The sequence below is a fragment of the Streptomyces sp. NPDC052236 genome, assembly GCF_044548015.1.
Taxonomy (GTDB): domain Bacteria; phylum Actinomycetota; class Actinomycetes; order Streptomycetales; family Streptomycetaceae; genus Streptomyces.
Window position 1 is genome coordinate 104,310 of record NZ_JBIUBL010000019.1, and the last position, 16,309, is coordinate 120,618.

16 protein-coding genes are annotated in these 16,309 nt (G+C 70.2%); 8 read left to right on the forward strand and 8 right to left on the reverse strand.

The window, feature by feature from the left end; all coding sequences use genetic code 11:
• The first annotated feature begins 51 nt into the window (after positions 1 to 51).
• Positions 52 to 846 (forward strand): site-2 protease family protein, encoded by a 795-nt coding sequence (locus ACIHCQ_RS28240; protein WP_399668072.1) that lies wholly within the window; start codon positions 52 to 54, stop codon positions 844 to 846.
• Here the strand turns inward: ACIHCQ_RS28240 and ACIHCQ_RS28245 are convergent.
• On the reverse strand, positions 830 to 1,003 hold the full coding sequence (locus ACIHCQ_RS28245) for a hypothetical protein (protein WP_399668075.1): 174 nt from the start codon (positions 1,001 to 1,003) through the stop codon (positions 830 to 832). The genes ACIHCQ_RS28240 and ACIHCQ_RS28245 overlap by 17 nt on opposite strands.
• Before the next feature lie 71 nt (positions 1,004 to 1,074).
• Positions 1,075 to 1,788: an NADPH-dependent F420 reductase gene (gene npdG, locus ACIHCQ_RS28250; protein WP_399668079.1), complete on the reverse strand. Its 714-nt coding sequence runs from the start codon at positions 1,786 to 1,788 to the stop codon at positions 1,075 to 1,077.
• A 111-nt stretch (positions 1,789 to 1,899) separates the two neighbouring features.
• Between npdG and ACIHCQ_RS28255 the strand changes: the two genes are divergently transcribed.
• Positions 1,900 to 3,180 (forward strand): MFS transporter, encoded by a 1,281-nt coding sequence (locus ACIHCQ_RS28255; RefSeq protein WP_399668082.1) that lies wholly within the window; start codon positions 1,900 to 1,902, stop codon positions 3,178 to 3,180.
• Positions 3,181 to 3,410: 230 nt separating this feature from the next.
• On the opposite strand, the gene ACIHCQ_RS28260 is transcribed toward ACIHCQ_RS28255, so the two are convergent.
• Positions 3,411 to 3,644: a hypothetical protein gene (locus tag ACIHCQ_RS28260; RefSeq protein WP_399668085.1), complete on the reverse strand. Its 234-nt coding sequence runs from the start codon at positions 3,642 to 3,644 to the stop codon at positions 3,411 to 3,413.
• A 58-nt stretch (positions 3,645 to 3,702) separates the two neighbouring features.
• Between ACIHCQ_RS28260 and map the strand changes: the two genes are divergently transcribed.
• Complete coding sequence (map, locus tag ACIHCQ_RS28265) at positions 3,703 to 4,560, forward strand: type I methionyl aminopeptidase (RefSeq protein WP_399668088.1); 858 nt, start codon at positions 3,703 to 3,705, stop codon at positions 4,558 to 4,560.
• A 160-nt stretch (positions 4,561 to 4,720) separates the two neighbouring features.
• Positions 4,721 to 5,386 carry a heme oxygenase (biliverdin-producing) gene (locus tag ACIHCQ_RS28270; RefSeq protein ID WP_399668091.1) on the forward strand — a complete coding sequence of 222 codons (666 nt, stop codon included), beginning with the start codon at positions 4,721 to 4,723 and terminating at the stop codon, positions 5,384 to 5,386.
• Between the two features lie 11 nt (positions 5,387 to 5,397).
• On the opposite strand, the gene ACIHCQ_RS28275 is transcribed toward ACIHCQ_RS28270, so the two are convergent.
• The 3 genes from ACIHCQ_RS28275 to ACIHCQ_RS28285 form a co-directional block, all read right to left on the reverse strand.
• On the reverse strand, positions 5,398 to 6,045 hold the full coding sequence (locus ACIHCQ_RS28275; protein ID WP_399668093.1) for a PhzF family phenazine biosynthesis protein: 648 nt from the start codon (positions 6,043 to 6,045) through the stop codon (positions 5,398 to 5,400).
• Between the two features lie 91 nt (positions 6,046 to 6,136).
• Positions 6,137 to 7,732, reverse strand: a complete 1,596-nt coding sequence (locus tag ACIHCQ_RS28280; RefSeq protein WP_399668096.1) for an HtaA domain-containing protein — start codon at positions 7,730 to 7,732, stop codon at positions 6,137 to 6,139.
• A gap of 17 nt (positions 7,733 to 7,749) precedes the next feature.
• The gene (locus tag ACIHCQ_RS28285) at positions 7,750 to 9,159 is read right to left on the reverse strand and encodes an HtaA domain-containing protein (RefSeq protein ID WP_399668099.1); all 1,410 of its coding nucleotides are present in this window, start codon (positions 9,157 to 9,159) and stop codon (positions 7,750 to 7,752) included.
• A 162-nt stretch (positions 9,160 to 9,321) separates the two neighbouring features.
• Between ACIHCQ_RS28285 and ACIHCQ_RS28290 the strand changes: the two genes are divergently transcribed.
• The 3 genes from ACIHCQ_RS28290 to ACIHCQ_RS28300 are packed head-to-tail and all read left to right on the forward strand — an operon-like array spanning position 9,322 to position 12,340.
• Positions 9,322 to 10,320 carry a hemin ABC transporter substrate-binding protein gene (locus tag ACIHCQ_RS28290; RefSeq protein WP_399668278.1) on the forward strand — a complete coding sequence of 333 codons (999 nt, stop codon included), beginning with the start codon at positions 9,322 to 9,324 and terminating at the stop codon, positions 10,318 to 10,320.
• Positions 10,321 to 10,322: 2 nt separating this feature from the next.
• Positions 10,323 to 11,507 carry an iron chelate uptake ABC transporter family permease subunit gene (locus tag ACIHCQ_RS28295; protein ID WP_399668101.1) on the forward strand — a complete coding sequence of 395 codons (1,185 nt, stop codon included), beginning with the start codon at positions 10,323 to 10,325 and terminating at the stop codon, positions 11,505 to 11,507.
• Positions 11,504 to 12,340, forward strand: a complete 837-nt coding sequence (locus tag ACIHCQ_RS28300) for a heme ABC transporter ATP-binding protein (RefSeq protein ID WP_399668104.1) — start codon at positions 11,504 to 11,506, stop codon at positions 12,338 to 12,340. The genes ACIHCQ_RS28295 and ACIHCQ_RS28300 overlap by 4 nt, the downstream gene beginning before the upstream one ends.
• Positions 12,341 to 12,643: 303 nt before the next feature.
• Here ACIHCQ_RS28300 and ACIHCQ_RS28305 read toward each other — a convergent pair whose 3' ends face one another.
• Both ACIHCQ_RS28305 and ACIHCQ_RS28310 read right to left on the reverse strand, forming a co-directional pair.
• The gene (locus ACIHCQ_RS28305; protein ID WP_399668107.1) at positions 12,644 to 13,810 is read right to left on the reverse strand and encodes a hypothetical protein; all 1,167 of its coding nucleotides are present in this window, start codon (positions 13,808 to 13,810) and stop codon (positions 12,644 to 12,646) included.
• Positions 13,807 to 14,526 (reverse strand): hypothetical protein, encoded by a 720-nt coding sequence (locus tag ACIHCQ_RS28310; RefSeq protein WP_399668110.1) that lies wholly within the window; start codon positions 14,524 to 14,526, stop codon positions 13,807 to 13,809. The genes ACIHCQ_RS28305 and ACIHCQ_RS28310 overlap by 4 nt, the downstream gene beginning before the upstream one ends.
• Before the next feature lie 70 nt (positions 14,527 to 14,596).
• Here ACIHCQ_RS28310 and ACIHCQ_RS28315 point away from each other — a divergent pair, with 70 nt between their 5' ends.
• Positions 14,597 to 16,285, forward strand: coding sequence for a flavin monoamine oxidase family protein (locus ACIHCQ_RS28315; protein WP_399668112.1), 1,689 nt, complete (start codon positions 14,597 to 14,599; stop codon positions 16,283 to 16,285).
• Positions 16,286 to 16,309 lie beyond the last annotated feature (24 nt).

Below are 16,309 nucleotides of genomic sequence, written 5' to 3' on the forward strand. Positions count from 1 at the left end.
TCGCCGCTACGGTCGATCCGCACGCCCCGCCAAGCCCCTGGAGCCGCGCCCATGACCTACGCCACCACCCGCAACAGCGAGCGGCGGGTGAGCCCCGTCTTCCTCGGGATCGTCGCCGTGATGGCGGTGACCGGCTGGGCGGTGTGGACGGACTTCGCTGCGAGCCCCGGCCTCGCCGCGTTCCTCTTCGTCACCTCGGCGTGGATCGTCTCGCTCTGTCTGCACGAGTACGCGCACGCCCGCACCGCGCTGCACAGCGGCGACGTCTCCATCGGCGCGAAGGGCTACTTGTCCCTCAACCCGCTCAAGTACACGCACGCCCTGCTGTCGGTCGTGCTGCCCGTCGTCTTCCTGATCCTGGGCGGTATCGGCCTGCCCGGCGGCGCGGTCTTCATCGAGCGCGACCGGATCCGGGGCCGCTGGAAGCACAGCCTGATATCGGCTGCGGGACCGCTCACGAACGTACTGTTCGCGATTGTCTGCACAGCGCCGTTCTGGCTGGGCGCACTGGACGGCGTTCCCACGCCCTTCCGCTACGCGCTCGCCTTCCTGGCGATGCTCCAGGTCACGGCGGCGATCCTGAACTTCCTGCCGGTCCCGGGCCTGGACGGGTACGGCGTGCTGGAGCCCTGGCTCTCGTACAAGATCCGCCGCCAGATGGAGCCGTACGCGCCCTTCGGGCTGCTCGCCATCTTCGCCCTGCTGTGGATCCCCGAGGTCAACGGCGTGTTCTTCGACGCGGTGTACTCGATCCTGGACGGGCTCGGCGTCTCCAGGTACGACTCGGTGGCAGGGCTGGATCTCTACCAGTTCTGGCCGGAATTCTCGATCAGCTCTCCGCGGTGAGGCGGGCCTTGCGCAGGTAGTACCAGGCCATGTTCGAGGAGAGCCCGGAGAGCAGCACCCAGACGACCCCGAGCCAGCTGCCCTGTACGAAGGAGACCACGGCCGCCGTGACGGCGAGGGCGCAGACGATGAGGGAGTAGAGAGCGAGGCGGGGCATGGGGTGGGCTCCTGTCGGGGTGTTGTACGTCCCGTCCAGTGTCCCCCATGCCCCTGCCGCCGGTGCCACGGCTAGACGTCGGTGACGCGCAGACCCGCGTGTGCCTTGTAGCGGCGGTTCACCGAGATCAGGTTCGCCACCAGCGACTCCACCTGGTGCGCGTTGCGCAGCCGCCCCGCGAAAATGCCGCGCATGCCGGGTATACGGCCGGCCAGCGCCTGCACGATGTCGGTGTCCGCGCGGGACTCGCCCAGCACCATCACATCGGTGTCGATCTCCTCGACCGCCGGGTCCTGGAGCAGTACGGCCGACAGGTGGTGGAACGCGGCGGTCACCCGCGAGTCGGGCAGCAGGGCGGCGGCCTGCTCGGCGGCGCTGCCCTCCTCCGGCTTCAGCGCGTACGCGCCCTTCTTGTCGAAGCCGAGCGGGTTGACACAGTCCACGACGAGCTTGCCCGCGAGCTCCTTCTGCAGCGTCTCCAGCGTCTCGCCGTGCCCCTCCCAGGGCACGGCCACGATGACGACATCGCTGCGCCGCGCGCACTCGGCGTTGTCGGCGCCCTCGATGCTCAGGCCGAGCTCCGCCGCCGCCTTCTCGGCACGGTCCGCCGCCCGGGAACCGATGATCACCTTCTGCCCGGCCCTGGCCAGCCGGTACGCGAGCCCCTTGCCCTGCGGGCCGGTGCCGCCGAGGACGCCGACGACGAGGCCGGAGACGTCGGGGAGGTCCCGGGGATCCTTGGCGGGGGCCTTCGGCGCGGTGCCCGCATTGTCAGTGGAAGTCATGGGTCGACTTTACGTGTTGGTCTGCGTGTTGGTTCTGCGTGCCGAGAACCGTAAAGCCGAGAACGTAAACCAGTTGCTCCGGGCCACTACAGGACCGGACCATGGCCGCTTGTGACTTCTGCCCTCTCCTCGATCTTGCCCGACCTGTCGCCTTTGCGGTCGTCCCGCGACTTCCGGCTGCTCTGGATCCAGGGCCTGGTGACCTACTTCGGCAGCTTCATGGCGATGATCGCCCTGCCGCTCCAGATCAAGGAGCTCACGGGCTCTCCGCTGGCGGTCGGTGCGATGGGCGCGGTGGAGCTGGTGCCCCTGATCGTCTTCGGCCTGTACGGCGGGGCGCTCGCCGACGCCGTCGACCGCCGCAAGCTGATCATGGGCACGGAGGCGGGCCTCGGCCTGCTGGCCGTCATCCTCCTGGTGAACGCGCTACTTCCGGAGCCGATGCTCTGGCCGCTGTATCTGGTCGCGGCCGGGGTCTCGGCACTCGCCGGGCTGCAGCGCCCGGCGCTGGACGCGTTGATGGCCCGGATCGTGCCGCACGACCAGCTCACGGCGGCTGCCGCGCTCAACGCGCTGCGGTGGCAGCTCAGCGCGATCGCGGCGCCCGCGCTGTCGGGTCTGGTGGTGGCGTACGCGGGGAACGCCGCGGCGTACGCGATCACGGTCGTCGGCTTCACCGCGTCCGTACTGCTGTGTACGCGACTGGCGGCGGCCCCGCCCGCGCACGACGCGGAGAAGCCGTCGCTGCGGGGCATCGCGGAGGGAGCGCGGTACGCGTGGTCCCGTCCGGTGCTGCTGGGGACGTACGCGATCGACCTGGCGGCGATGGTGCTCGCCTTCCCGCACACGATCTTCCCGTTCCTGGCGGACGACCTGGACGCGGAGTGGTCACTGGGCCTGATGTACGCGGCGGGCGCCGTCGGATCGGTAGTGCTGAGCCTGACGAGCGGCTGGACGTCCCGGGTGCGGCGGCACGGTCTGCTGGTGGTCTTCGGCGCGGCGGGCTGGGGCGCGGCGATCGCGGGGGCGGGGTGGTTCGGCAATGTATGGCTGGTGCTGGTGTGCCTGGCGTTCGCGGGCGCGGGCGACATGCTGAGCGGTCTTGGCCGCTCCACGATCTGGAACCAGACGATCCCGGACGAGCTGCGGGGGCGGCTGGCGGGCATAGAGGTGCTGTCGTACAGCGTCGGCCCGCAGTTGGGCCAGGTCCGCGCGGGCGCGATGGCGGGCTGGACGGGGACGCGGCCGGCGATCTGGGGCGGAGGGCTGGCGTGCGTGGCGGCGGTGGGGGTGCTGACGGCGGTGCTGCCGAGGCTGGTGTCGTACGACGCGGAGACGGACGGGGACGCGGTGGCGCGGCGGGCGCGGAAGGAGGCGGAGGGGGTGCTTTGACGGGGCAGGCCCCTGCCGGGGGCCTGTTCCCCTACCCGCCCCATCCCTTAACCAAGGGGCTTCGCCCCCCTGGACCCCCGGTACGGCCTTCGGCCGTGTCCTCAAACGCCGGACGGGCTGGATTTCCAGCCCCGGCGGCGATTGAGGCGCTGGGGGTCCCCCCACGCCCGCCAGGGCGTAGGGGGCGGGTTCGGGGGCAGCGCCCCCGACCAGGGCCCGAGGCGCCAGGCTCAGGACGCGTCCCGCTCCGTGGGGCCCGGCTTGTCGTGCCAGCGCGGATCCGTCTCCCACTCCAGATTCCGCTCTCGCGCCGTCTCCATCGCCCGCTCCGCCTCCCCCCGCGACCCATACGGCCCGAACCGGTTCTTCGCCGGGCACTCCGGGCCCTCCTCGACCTTTTTGTGCTGCAGGCAGTAGTACCACTCACCCGGTTTCCCGGCCGTGCGCTTCTTGAACAGGGCCATCGTCGGCTCCTTCCTCTGGGGCCATGCTGCCCCACACCCCCTGGTTAGACTCGCTGACATGTCTGGCCAGTCACTGCTCGTACCAGGGGAGCTCTCTCCCATCCGATCCGTCCCCGGCAGCATCCGGCGCCCCGAGTACGTCGGGAAGCCCGCGCCCACCCCGTACACCGGGCCGGAAGTCCAGGACTCCGACACCATCGAGCGGATGCGCGTCGCCGGGCGCATCGCCGCGCAGGCGATGGAGGAGGCCGCCAAGCACATCTCCCCCGGCGTGACCACGGACGAACTCGACCGGGTCGCGCACGAGTTCATGTGCGACAACGGCGCCTATCCCTCCACCCTCGGCTACCGCAACTTTCCCAAGTCGCTCTGTTCCTCCGTCAACGAGGTCATCTGTCACGGAATCCCCGACTCCACCGTCCTGCGCGACGGCGACATCGTGAATCTCGACGTCACCGCCTACATCAACGGTGTGCACGGCGACAACAACGCCACCTACCTCTGCGGCGACGTGGACGAGGAGTCGCGGCTGCTGGTGGAGCGGACCCGCGAGTCCCTCAACCGCGCCATCAAGGCCGTCAAGCCGGGCCGCCAGGTCAATGTCATCGGCCGCGTCATCGAGTCGTACGCCAAGCGCTTCGGCTACGGCGTCGTCCGTGACTTCACCGGGCACGGGATCAGTTCGTCGTTCCACTCCGGGCTGATCATCCCGCACTACGACGCCCCGCACGCGACCACCGTGATGCAGCCCGGGATGACCTTCACCATCGAGCCGATGCTCACGCTCGGCACGTACGAGTACGACATCTGGGACGACGGCTGGACCGTGGTGACGAAGGACCGGAGGCGGACCGCGCAGTTCGAGCACACGCTGGTGGTGACGGAAAGCGGGGCCGAGATCCTCACATTGCCGTGATCGCGGCGAGCGGTAGAGTTTTACCGACAGGACGTCGGGAACACATTGACTTAGGTAAGCCTAAGTAGGAAGATCGGCATTGGCAACCGCGGCACCGCGGCGACTGCCGCTGCCGCGCACCGCTTCCTTTCCCGTCCCCATCGGTCCCTGGAGGCCCGCCTTGGATGCCACCGCCACCGGCACGCCCTTCTCCACGCTCATCCGGGTCGCCTCGCAGGAGCAGCACACCGAGGCGGAGACCTCGTCCTTCATGAGTGATCTGCTCGGCGGCCGGCTGGGTGTGGCGGCGTACGCGCGCTACACCGAGCAGCTGTGGTTCGTCTACCGGGCGCTGGAGGAGGCGGCGGATTCGCTGAAGGAGGATCCCGTCGCCGGACCCTTCATCCAGTCCAAGCTGATGCGTACGGCCGCGCTGGAGCGCGATCTCACGCATCTGCGCGGTCCACAGTGGCGCGAGGGTCTCGCGCCGCTGCCCGCCACCACCGCGTACGCCGCCCGGATCGAGGAGTGCGCGCGCGACTGGCCCGGGGGGTATGTCGCGCACCACTACACCCGCTACCTCGGGGACCTCTCCGGCGGCCAGATCATCCGCGACAAGGCGGAGAAGACCTGGGGCTTCGCGCACAAGGGCGACGGCGTGCGGTTCTACGTCTTCGAGCAGATCACCAATCCGGCGGAGTTCAAGCGGGGCTACCGCGAGCTGCTGAACGCGCTGAACGCGGACGACTTGGAGAAGCAGCGCATCATCGGCGAGTGCAAGCGGGCGTTCGGCTTCAACGGCGCGGTCTTCCGGGAGCTGGGCGAAGAGTTCCGCCTCAGCGCGTAGGACTCAGGGGCTCAGTGTGTGAATCTGACCCGGCCGCCGAGCTCGATCGTGCCGTCCGGCGCCGGTGCCGTGAGCAGCTGTGAGCCGCGCCCCTGCGTGATGTTGAGGGCGCGGCCCAGCTCCGCCGTGAGCAGCAGAGCCGCCGCGCCGGTCGCCTCGTCCTCCGCGATCCCGTCGTCGCGGCGCGGGAAGCCGCGGGCCCTGACCCGGCCCGCGGCCTCGTCCTGCCAGGCCCAGGCGTAGAGCCAGCCCTCGCCGGGCGGCGGGGCGGGCAGCGCGTCGACCTCGGCGACGGAGGCGTACCGCTGGAGAGTGCGCGGCGGGGCCCACTCCGGGCGGACGGTGATCCAGGTGAACTCACCGTCCTGGCGCGCGAACACCTCGCCGACCGCCAGTTCAAGCACCTCGATGTCGAGCAGCCAGGCCGCCCCGACGAGCGGGTGCCCGGCGAAGGGCAGCCGCAGGCCGGGCGTGTAGATGTCGATATGCCCGCGCTCGGGGTCGTCCACGAACACGGTCTCGCTGAAGCCGAGTTCGGCGGCAAGGGCCTGCCGGGACGCCTGGTCCGGGTAGTGGCGGGAATCGCGTACAACACCGAGGGCATTGCCGTGACGCCCGTCAGGACCGCAGAAGACGCTCAGTACGTCGAGTTCGTTCACCCCGGCATTCAAGCATCCGCGCAGGCCCGCGCCGTCCCCGGTTCGAGGACGGTGCGGCCCTGCGTTCCGGTCGCTCCGGTCAGGGCCAGGGTCAGGACGCGGTGCCGCCCTCGCGGCGGCGGACCGCGAAGACCACGGCCGCGCCCGCAGCCACGATGCCGCCCGACGCGGCCAGCAGCGCGGTCACCGGGATCTCGGCGCCGGTGGAGGCCATGGCGCCGCCCACCGAGCCGCCGCCGCCGACCGAGCCGCCGCCGACCGTGCCGCCCGTGGTGGAGCCGCCGGTCGTCGAGCCGCCGCTCGTGGAACCGCCCGTGGAGCCGCCCGTAACGCCCGGAAGCTCCGCGTCGTCGTCAAGGGCGACCGCGACCGTCACCGCGTCCATCTCATCGCCCGCCGGGTACTGGCCGTCAAACACCTTCGCGCCGTCCGCGGTCAGCTTGGCCGGGACGGCCGTCAGCTTCACCACACCGTCCTCGGCCTTCAGGCCGCCCGCCGGGAGGGTCAGCGTGGCGATGCTCAGGTTCTGGAAGGTGCTGACCTTCGGAGGGGTCTCCGGGTTCTTCGGGCGGTCCTTCGTGCTGACGTCGGCGACGAGCGTGCCCTTTGTGCCGGTCACCCGCACCTCGAAGCCGCTCAGGGACATGTCGAGGAGGTACTCGCCGGTGGTCAGGTGACCGAGGAAGCGGACCTTGCCGTCGAAGGAGGCGGTGAGGGTCTGGGCCGTCACGTCAAAGGTGCCGACGCCCTTGGGGAAGCGGTAGCCGTCGCCGGCAGCCGTGGCCCCGCCGGACAGTTCGACCTTGCCGTGGGCGATGGAGCCGACGACGTAGTCGCGGAACCTCTTCTTGACGCCCCAGTCGAGGTTGCCGTCGACAATCGCACCGTCCTCGGCGCCCGGCCGGCCGGTGATGGACGACGTCGGGGTGGGGGGCGGCGTCACGGGCGGCGTAACCGGCGGCATGACGGTAGGTGTCACGGACGGAGTGACAGAAGGCGTCACAGAGGAAGTCACGGGCGGGCTGGTCGGCGGCTGGCTGCCGCCCGCCGTCTTGACCGACAGCGTCGCCGGGTCGAGCGCCTCGCCCTCCTTGTACATGCTGTTGAAGGCCTTCGCGCCGTCCGCGGTCAGCGACGCCGGTATGTCCTTGAAGACCGTCGCGCCACCCGCGCCCTGCCCCGGCTGGACGGCCGTCAGATCGAGCTTGGCGAGCGCGATGTCGTTCTGGGTCGCGCCGTTGAGCGTGACATCGGCCTGGATGGAGCCGCCCGTGCCCGCGGTGATCACCTTCACATCGGCGATTTTGATGACGAAGAGGTGGGCCGTGGAGGAGAAGAGAACACTGCCCTTGAGGGCGGTGTTGGTGGCCTTCGTGCCGGTGTCGTCGTACGTGCCCGTGCCGTCCGTGAAGGTGAACGGCCCATTGTTCGCCGCCTGCTTGGCGCCGTCCGTGACCTCGATCGTCCCTTGGGCCATCCCGGTCACGTAGTTGCGGAAGGTCTGCTTGAAGCCCCAGTCCAGGGTGCCTTCCTTCAGCTCCAGCTGCGAGGCGGCGGGAACCGGGACGGCGGCGGGAGCGGGAGCGTTGCCCGTGGCGAGCGCCGGGAGGGCGAACGCGGTCGCGCCGAAGGCGGCGGCGGTCGCGATGGCCGCGGCGAGGGGTATGGGGTGGCGAGTGGCTGCCATGGTCGTGTGCTCCTCGGTCAGTTGTGGGTGGTGCGACGACGGCGGACGAGGTACAGGGCAACGGCGGCGGCGATGACCGCGAGCACACCCGCACCGCCGACGGCGACGTACGTCCCTGTGCTGGAGGCGGTGTCCGCTTTCAGCTTCAGCTTCGGCTGCGGCGTCGGTGCCGGTGAGGGCGAGGGCGAGGGCGCCGGTGAGGTGTTCGCGCCGCTGCCCAGATCTGGCAGGGCGGGCAGCCGCGCCGACTCCTCGACGGCGACGGCGAGCGAGACCGGATCCATGGCCGTGCCCGCCTTGTACATGCCGCCGAATGCCTTGGCACCGCGCTCGGTGAGGATCGCCGGGGCCTCGGTGAGGGCGGCGAGACCGTTCTTCGGCGCGAAGTCCGTGGCGGTGAAGGTGACCAGGGGGACTGCCTTGTCCGTCCGGTCGGCGGTGACGACGTCGGCGGTCAGCGTGCCCTTGCCCGCCGTCACCCGGGCGGCGACCTTGGTGAGGGTCAGATCGAGCTCCGCGCCGGTGAAGCGGACGGTTCCGGCGAAGGTGGCGTCCAGAGTCTGCTTCTTGGCGTCGTACGAGCCCTTGCCCTGCGGGAAGCGGAAGAGCGCGCCGCCGTCCTGGGCGCCGCCGGTCAGGGTCCACTTGCCCTTGGCGATGGAGCCGGTCACGTACTCACGGAAGGTCCGGCGTACGCCCCAGTCGACGGCCGCGTCGCGGAAGCCGGTCTGTGTCGTCTGCGGCGTCTGCGGCGTTGCTCTCTTGGACGGTTCGGCTGACGGCTTCGGCTTCGGCGCTGCTGCTGCCGCCACGTCGACGTTGAGGCTGACCGGGTCGAGCGGCGTACCGGCCGTGTAGTACCCGGCGAACGCCGTCGCGCCCTGTGCGGTCAGTGTCGCGGGCACGTTGTTGAGGGCGATGGGGCTGGCGCCGCCCTTCATGTTGATGCCGGAGAGATTGAGCGCGGCGAGCGGGACCTGGGCGGAGGTGGTGACCTTGCCGGTCGTCTTCGCCTTGCTGACCATGTCGGCGTAGAGGGTGCCGCTGCCGCCCGAGATCCGGACGGCGGGGCGGCTGATGGTGAGGTCCAGTTCGTGGGTGCCGTCGGCCTTGCGGTGGCCGGTGAAGTGGACCCCGCCGGAGAAGCCGGACCTGAAGGCCCCGGTCTCCGGGTCGTACGAGCCGGTGGCGGAGTGGAACCGGAACTGACTGCCGCCGACGGTGGCGGCACCGCCCGTCAGGCTCCAACTGCCGTTCGCGACAGGCCCGGTGATGTAGCTCTGGAAGGAGGATTTAATGCCCCAGTCGAGCCTGCCGCCCTGGACGGTACGGCTCTCCGCGTGGGCGGCGGTGGCCGGGAGCAGGGCCCCGAGCAGTGCGAGGAAGAGCGCGAGTGCGAACGCGCGGGCCGGTCTGAACGGCGGCATGAGACCCCCCGAAGTTAAGCCGCGGTCTGGCGAGCGAAGGTAAGGCTAACCTAAGCTAACCTCGGCCTGTGCCGGTAGCCCTCCGGTCTCAGGAACCCCAACTCCCCGCTCCACGCGACTGAATGACAGGACGGTGCTCCGGTGCGTACGCGTACACCTCGCCTGGCGGGTGCGGTGTTTCCCGCGCTCGTCCTTGCCCTGATCCTGGCGGCCGTCTCGGGCTGCGGCGGTACGGACCCATCTCCGGGGCCCACGACGACGACGGCCGACCGGGTCGAGCCGCTGGACGGCGCGCAACAGCAGCCTCGACTGCCGGTCACGGTGCCATCGGCGGACGGGACGCGGGTGACGGTCGCCTCGGCCGACCGGATCGTGCCGCTGACCGGTTCGTTGAGCGAGATCGTGTTCACGCTCGGCCTCGGCGAACAGGTCGTGGCCCGCGACATCACCGCGACGTTCGAGCAGGCCGGGGATCTGCCGGTGGTGACACGGGCGCACGACGTCTCGGCGGAGAGCGTGCTGTCGCTGAAGCCGACGGTCGTACTGGCCGACACGTCGACAGGCCCGGCGGAGGCGATCGACCAGATACGGGACGCGGGCATCCCGCTGGTGGTGGTGGACGCGGCGAAGTCCCTGGCGGACGTGGGGAAGCGGATCGACGTGGTGGCGGCGGCGCTGGGCGTCAAGGCGTCGGGCGACCGGCTGAAGACGCGGACGGAGTCCCGTATCGCCACGGTCCAGAAGACCATTCCGAAGCCGGGGCGCGATGACGGGAAGAAGCCACGGGTGGCATTCCTGTATGTGCGGGGCTCGGCGGCTGTCTATCTGCTCGGCGGCAGCGAATCCGGGGCGGCGTCCATGCTGGAGGCGGCGGGGGCGGTGGACGCGGGCAAGGAGTCGGGCCTGCGGAAGGACTTCACCCCGATCACTAGCGAGGCATTGGTGAAGGCGGCGCCGGACGCGATTCTGGTGATGACCAAGGGGCTTGCTTCGGTGGGCGGCGTGGAGGGCCTGGTGAAGATCCCGGGCGTGGCACAGACCCCGGCGGGCATGGACCGCAGGGTCGTGTCGGTCGATGACGGTGTGCTGCTGAACTACGGCCCGCGTACGGACCAGGTTCTGAAGTCGCTGGTCGAGCAGCTCTACGCGAACGGGAAGTGACGATGCCGACGCCGATGACGGATACGTCGGGGGAGGGTACGCGGACGTCACCCGGAGAGCCGCCTACGCCCGCGACCACATCCGCACCGACCGCCCCGGACACGGCGACAAGGCAACCGCCTGCCACCAGCACTGAGCCCCCGGCCGGTCAACCCCCCGCCCGCCCCCGTGCGTACGTCCTGACCGCCTCTCTCCTCCTCGCCCTGCTCCTCCTCTCCCTCCTCTCCGCCGGGCTCGGGGCCTACGACATCCCCCTCGGCGACATCCTCGCCTCCTTCCAGCACCGCCTCGGGCTGGGCGGGCGCAGCCTCGACCGGGTCGGGGAGAGCGTCCTGTGGAACGTCCGGTTGCCGCGTGTCGTCCTCGCCCTGCTCGTCGGGGCGTCCCTCGGGTGCGCCGGTGCGCTCATGCAGGGTGTCTTCGGCAATCCCCTCGCCGAGCCCGGCGTCATCGGGATCTCGGCCGGTGCCGCCGTCGGCGCCGTCGCGGCCATCGCGCTGGGGCTGAGCTTCTTCGGCAACTGGACCGTAACCGTGTGCGCGTTCGTGACCGGGCTCGCCACCGTCCTGCTCGTGTACGCCATGTCCCGCTCGGGCGGACGTACCGAAGTCGTCACGCTCATCCTCACCGGGATCGCCGTCAACGCCTTCGCGGGCGCCCTCATCGGGCTGTTCATCTTCTTCGCCGACAACGCGCAGATCACCCAGATCACCTTCTGGCAGCTGGGGTCCCTCTCCCAGGCGACCTGGCCCAAGGTCCTCGCCGTACTGCCGTGCGCGCTCGTCGGGCTCGCCATCGCGCCTCTCTACGCGCGGAAGCTGGACCTCCTCACCCTCGGGGAGCGGCCCGCCCGGCATCTCGGCGTCGACGTCGAGCGGCTGCGGATCGTCCTCGTGCTGGTCGTCGCGCTGCTCACCGCCGCCGCCGTGGCCGTCGCCGGGATCGTGAGCTTCGTCGGGCTGCTCGTACCGCATCTGCTGCGGATGGCGAACGGTCCCGGCCACCGCTTCCTCGTCCCGGGCAGCGCCCTCGGCGGCGCGCTGGTGCTGGTCGCCGGCGATCTCGCGGCCCGTACGGTCGCCGAGCCCGCCGAACTGCCCCTCGGCGTCCTCACCGCGCTCTTCGGCAGCCCGTTCTTCTTCGCGCTGCTGCGCAGAACCCGTCGCAGACAAGGTGGTTGGGCGTGAACGTGATCCGAAGGCTCATCAGCGCGCGGCGCGGCCGGGAACTGCCCGCGCCCCCCACCCCCGGCACCGCCCTCGCCGAAGCGCACGGCCTCCATGTCCGCCTCGGGCAGCGCGACGTCCTCCTCGCCATCGAGCTCGTCGCCCGCGCCGGCGAAGTACTCGCCCTCGTCGGGCCCAACGGCGCCGGGAAGTCGACCCTCCTCGCCGCCCTCGCCGCCGATCTGCCCGCCGCGCAGGGAGTCGTACGAATAGCAGGGCGCCCCGTCGCCGACTGGTCCGCTCCCGAACTCGCCCTGCGCCGCGCCGTGTTGCCGCAGGCCGCCGCCCTCTCGTTCCCCTTCCCGGTGGAGGAGGTCGTACGTATGGGGCGCGCCCCCTGGGCCGGGACCGCCCGGGATGACGAGGACGACGACGCCGTGGCGGAGGCGATGGCCGCCACCGAGATCGCCGAGTTCGGGCGGCGCCCCTTCTCCGCGCTCTCCGGCGGCGAACGCGCCCGCGTCGCCCTCGCCCGCGTACTCGCCCAGCGCGCCCCGCTGCTCCTGCTCGACGAGCCGACCGCCGCGCTCGATCTGCGCCACCAGGAACTGGTACTCCGCATCTGCCGGGAGCGCGCGGCGGCCGGGGACGCCGTCGTGGTCGTACTGCACGACCTCGGTCTCGCCGCCGCGTACGCGGACCGTGTCGCCATCCTGCACGCGGGCCGTGTCGCGGCCGAAGGACCGCCTGCCGAGGTCTTCGACGGCGAACTGCTGAGCGGCGTCTACCGCCAGCCCGTCGAGGTCTTCCCGCACCCGCGCACCGGAGCCCCTCTCGTACTCCCCAAGCGGTGACCACTGGCAAGCTCATGGGCCTCCCGCTCTTTCCCACCAGGCGGCGGCCTCAATTACCTCGTTGTACAGGCTGCGTGGCCCCCCACTGGTAGACGGTGTCGTCGTCAACCAGTGCCCATGAACCCTCGCCGCAGAACCAGTGGCCGGGTTCCTGTTGCGGCGAGGTTGAGCCAGGAGAGGACGTTCTCCAGGCCTCAACGCCATGGATCCCTCCCGAGCGGTGGACCCGGCTGCTTCCCCGTACCCCCATCTACAGCTGCCCCCGACCGCCCCGACCAAGGCGCCTGCGTGACTACCGCGCGTTCATGCCCCGCCCCCTGGAGGGATCAACAGTTGTTGCGCATGGAGGCTTCTGGCCTCTGAAGTCTGGCCGTGAACCAGGTGAAAGGAGGCTTCGGCCGCCAGACGTGCTGCCGTGCTGTTGCGCTGCATGGACCGTGCGCCGACTGCGGCGAGGCAGGCGCCGGCGGCTCGGAACGCCAGATCCACAGAGGCGGCGCGGACCGAGAGGCGTTCTTGATGGGCTTGGCCGGGAGGTACGCGGTCGCACAGGTGGTAGGCGCGCTCTCGTAGGGTGTCCGCCCGTTGTGTGATCTTGGTTGCCAGCTGCGCGAATCCGCCGTGATCAGCGCATACAGGATTCGTGCGGGCTGCGTGATCGCGCAGGAAGGTCGTGGTGGCGCGCAGGCAGCCAAACACGGCGGGGTGGGTGTTGACGGTCCGGTGGGTGTAGGCCCGCAGCCAATCGGTGCGTGTGGGGCAGGCCACCACCTGGTCGGGGCCGGCAGGTATCGCGTGCAGGTCGATGCTGACGGCGTGGGTGGCGTGCATGCTCCACAGGTCGTGGTGATGCACCACGCCCGGAGAGACAGCTAGCGTCGCGCACGGCAGCAGCACCAGGAGGGCCTGATCGTCCGGGGTCGCGGCGCCGAGCAGCATGACGTCTGCCAGGCCCCATCCGGTGAACCACGTAATGCGCCCGTCCAGCCGCCAGCCACCCCCCGGTGAAGGGGTGGCGGTGACGGCCGGTGGGCCGGTCCTGGCAAGGTGGGAGACGGCGATCCCGCTCAGGGCGCGACCGGTTGTGAGCTTGTCGAGCCACTGTTCGCGCAGGTCGGCGTTCACACTGTTCATGACCTCGCGCAGGGGCTGGTGGTGCTGGGCGGCGACGAACCAGGTGGCGCCGTCCGCGGCGGCCAGTACCTCGGTCGCCTCCCGTAGGAGCCGGTCCCGCAGAAGTTGTTCGTCGGCCGGGCTCAGGGCGCCGCGGGACGGCCGGTAGCCGGCGAGACCGAGCGTGCCCGCGGCGGCGAGCGCGTCCAGGTGTGATCGTGGGACTCCTGCCTGGGCGGTTTCGTCGGCATGCGGCTGAAGCAGTTCGTCGGCGACCTGGATGGTGGCGGCAAGTACCGGGTCGGCGAGGAGTTCGGGCGTGACGCCGTGGGCGTGCGACGCCGCGGGGTTCGTCATACTTCGTCGGCGACCGACCGGGCAAGAGGCCCCGGAGCGGGTGGGCCGGAAGTGGCGGAGGTTTGGGCGAGTTCGCTGAACTTCTCGCCCAGCGGCCGGATGATGTTCTGTTCGACCTCGTAGTAGCTGGTCAACGACGACAACGGTACGCGCCGCAGGTACCAGCGCCCGTCGAGGTTGCAGCCGATGTCCCGGGCGCCGAAATCGCCGGCGGCCCATCCGTCGGCCTCGGTGTCCAGGGTGCGCTCGACGCGGAAGTAGTTGAACAGACTCTCGGCCGTGACCCGTACGGTCTCTTTGGGGTCGTCGGGCCTGGGGTCGGTCACGCCGAACCAGCATTCCGGCTCGTCGGCGTCCCGGACATAGGCGTCGTTGAAGCCGAGCCAGGGCCAGACGAAAGCGATCAGCCGTGCGTCGGCCGTCAGACAGTCGTCGAGCGGACGCTGTTCCCCGATGCGGTCGGGGTCGATGTAGAAGCGGCCGAGCCAGCTGGGCAGCCACAGATAGTACGGGTAAGCGCTGTCATCGGTGAGTAGGTAGCTGTTGGCGTTGGAGAACAATTCGTTGCCCCCGAGCGGACGCAGCCTGACGCCGTATTCGGGAATGGCGAAACGCACGCTGATGACCTCAAAAAAGGCCCGGATGTCGCGGAAATATTCGGCCAGGCCGTCGTAGGCCGCGGGCACTTTGGCAACTACGTCTTTCCGGAAGATCACAGGCTCTCCTCGATGACATCGCCGTCACACGATGTTGCAGACCGTGCGCGCAGGGGTAAAGGGTGCCTCGATGAAATGGCGTGAAGTGGAACACGGGCACCCGACCGGTATCGCCGTCGTCGGCGCCGGGGTGGGCGGATGCTATACCGCGTACCGGCTGGCAGGGACTGCCGCCCTGGCATCCGTTCCGCACGGCAGTCCGGTGACGCTGTACGAGCGGACCCACCGCACCGGCGGCCGCATCTGGTCAGTCGGGCTCAATGCCGGATGCGGCGGCTGGGCGGAGTTGGGAGCCATGCGACTGCACCGCCAGGCGACCTCGGTAATGGACCTGCTCGATCACATCGGCCTCAGTGCCTCACTCGTCCCCTTCGCATTCGGCCGCGACGAAAACCTGGCCCACGTCCGGGGTGCGTTGCTACGGCAGCGGCAGCTCCACGATGCCGAAGCGGACCTGCCATACCGTCTGCGCCCCGCCGAACGCGGAAGAGGGCCGGACGCACTGGAGCTGTCGGCGATTGAGAAGGCCATTCCTGGCTTCGGGCGATTACGCGATGCCTACCATCGCGCGGCACAGGACGGTCAGGGGAGCCAGGCCCGGCTCCATACCCACACCTACCGAGCCATGAGGGACGTCGCCACCGTCCACGGGCAGCCGTTGCACAAAACGTCCTGGAATACCGTGCTGGAAGCGGCACTCAGCAGTGAAGCGACACAATTCATCAACGACACCGCCGGATACGACATCCACAGCGGCAACGCGTCCGCCTGGATCGACACCCTGTTCCACACCCCACCGCAGGCCGAGTACGTCACGCTGTCCAACGGCATGCAGTCGCTTCCCACCGCTCTGCACACGGCCTTTCAGTCGGCCGGCGGAACCACCCGTCTCGGACACCGCTTGTGCCGCATCGAGCGGACCGAACCCAGCGCCCGCACCCCGCGGCGGGCTCCTGTCTACACGCTGACCTTCGCGCTCGAAGACCGCGCGGGCCGGGACACGGGCGAACGTGTGCAGACCCGCGCCCACACGGTCGTCCTCGCGCTGCCGCAAGGCGCGTTGCGACAACTGGAGGGCACCACACGGCTCTGCACCCCGCGGCTACGGCGCGACCTCGACGCCGTCGAGGCGGTGCCCGCCCTCAAACTCTTCCTCGCCTACGCCGAGCCATGGTGGCGCAAGCACGGTCTGACCCTCGGGCGCAGCACCACCGATACACCGCTGCGGCACCTCTGGTACGGCGGTACGACCCCGCAGCCCGAAACTGAGGGGAATGCGGGAAGCGGGGGAAACGCGGGAACCAATGGCCCTGCGTTGTTGCTGGCCGCTTACCCCAACGGTCCCTCCGCCGCGTACTGGAACCGCTTCTGTGACGGTCCCCGTTATACCGGCGACGGGAAGTTCCACACCTTCCACGAGACCGCGCCGCGTCCGAGCGTCGCCCTGGTCGAGCATGCTCACGAGCTGCTCTGCGCGATGCACCGCACCCGCACCCCGCCACCGGTCGCCGCATGCTGGCAGAACTGGAACCACGCCCCGCACGCCGGCGCCTGGCACCTGTGGCGCCCGGACCGGCACCCGGAAACGATCGCGGCCCGGATGCGCAACCCCGCCCCCGGGGAGGCCGTGCACATCGTCAGCGACTGCTGGACCTCGGACCCTGGCTCCATCCCCGGCGTACTGGACTCCGCCGAGCGCGTTCTTCAGGACCACTTCGGCCTCGCCCCACCGCCTTGGCACCGTCGGCCCACCCCCTGAACGCGCTCTCCTCAACACCCACTC

Excerpts from the sequence above, each read along its gene's own strand:
- ACIHCQ_RS28240 (WP_399668072.1), top strand. The coding sequence starts at position 52 with ATGACCTACGCCACCACCCGCAACAGCGAGCGGCGGGTGAGCCCCGTC.
- ACIHCQ_RS28245 (WP_399668075.1), bottom strand. The coding sequence starts at position 1,003 with ATGCCCCGCCTCGCTCTCTACTCCCTCATCGTCTGCGCCCTCGCCGTC.
- npdG (WP_399668079.1), bottom strand. The coding sequence starts at position 1,788 with ATGACTTCCACTGACAATGCGGGCACCGCGCCGAAGGCCCCCGCCAAG.
- ACIHCQ_RS28260 (WP_399668085.1), bottom strand. The coding sequence starts at position 3,644 with ATGGCCCTGTTCAAGAAGCGCACGGCCGGGAAACCGGGTGAGTGGTAC.
- map (WP_399668088.1), top strand. The coding sequence starts at position 3,703 with ATGTCTGGCCAGTCACTGCTCGTACCAGGGGAGCTCTCTCCCATCCGA.
- ACIHCQ_RS28280 (WP_399668096.1), bottom strand. The coding sequence starts at position 7,732 with ATGGCAGCCACTCGCCACCCCATACCCCTCGCCGCGGCCATCGCGACC.
- ACIHCQ_RS28285 (WP_399668099.1), bottom strand. The coding sequence starts at position 9,159 with ATGCCGCCGTTCAGACCGGCCCGCGCGTTCGCACTCGCGCTCTTCCTC.
- ACIHCQ_RS28295 (WP_399668101.1), top strand. The coding sequence starts at position 10,323 with ATGCCGACGCCGATGACGGATACGTCGGGGGAGGGTACGCGGACGTCA.
- ACIHCQ_RS28305 (WP_399668107.1), bottom strand. The coding sequence starts at position 13,810 with ATGACGAACCCCGCGGCGTCGCACGCCCACGGCGTCACGCCCGAACTC.
- ACIHCQ_RS28315 (WP_399668112.1), top strand. The coding sequence starts at position 14,597 with ATGAAATGGCGTGAAGTGGAACACGGGCACCCGACCGGTATCGCCGTC.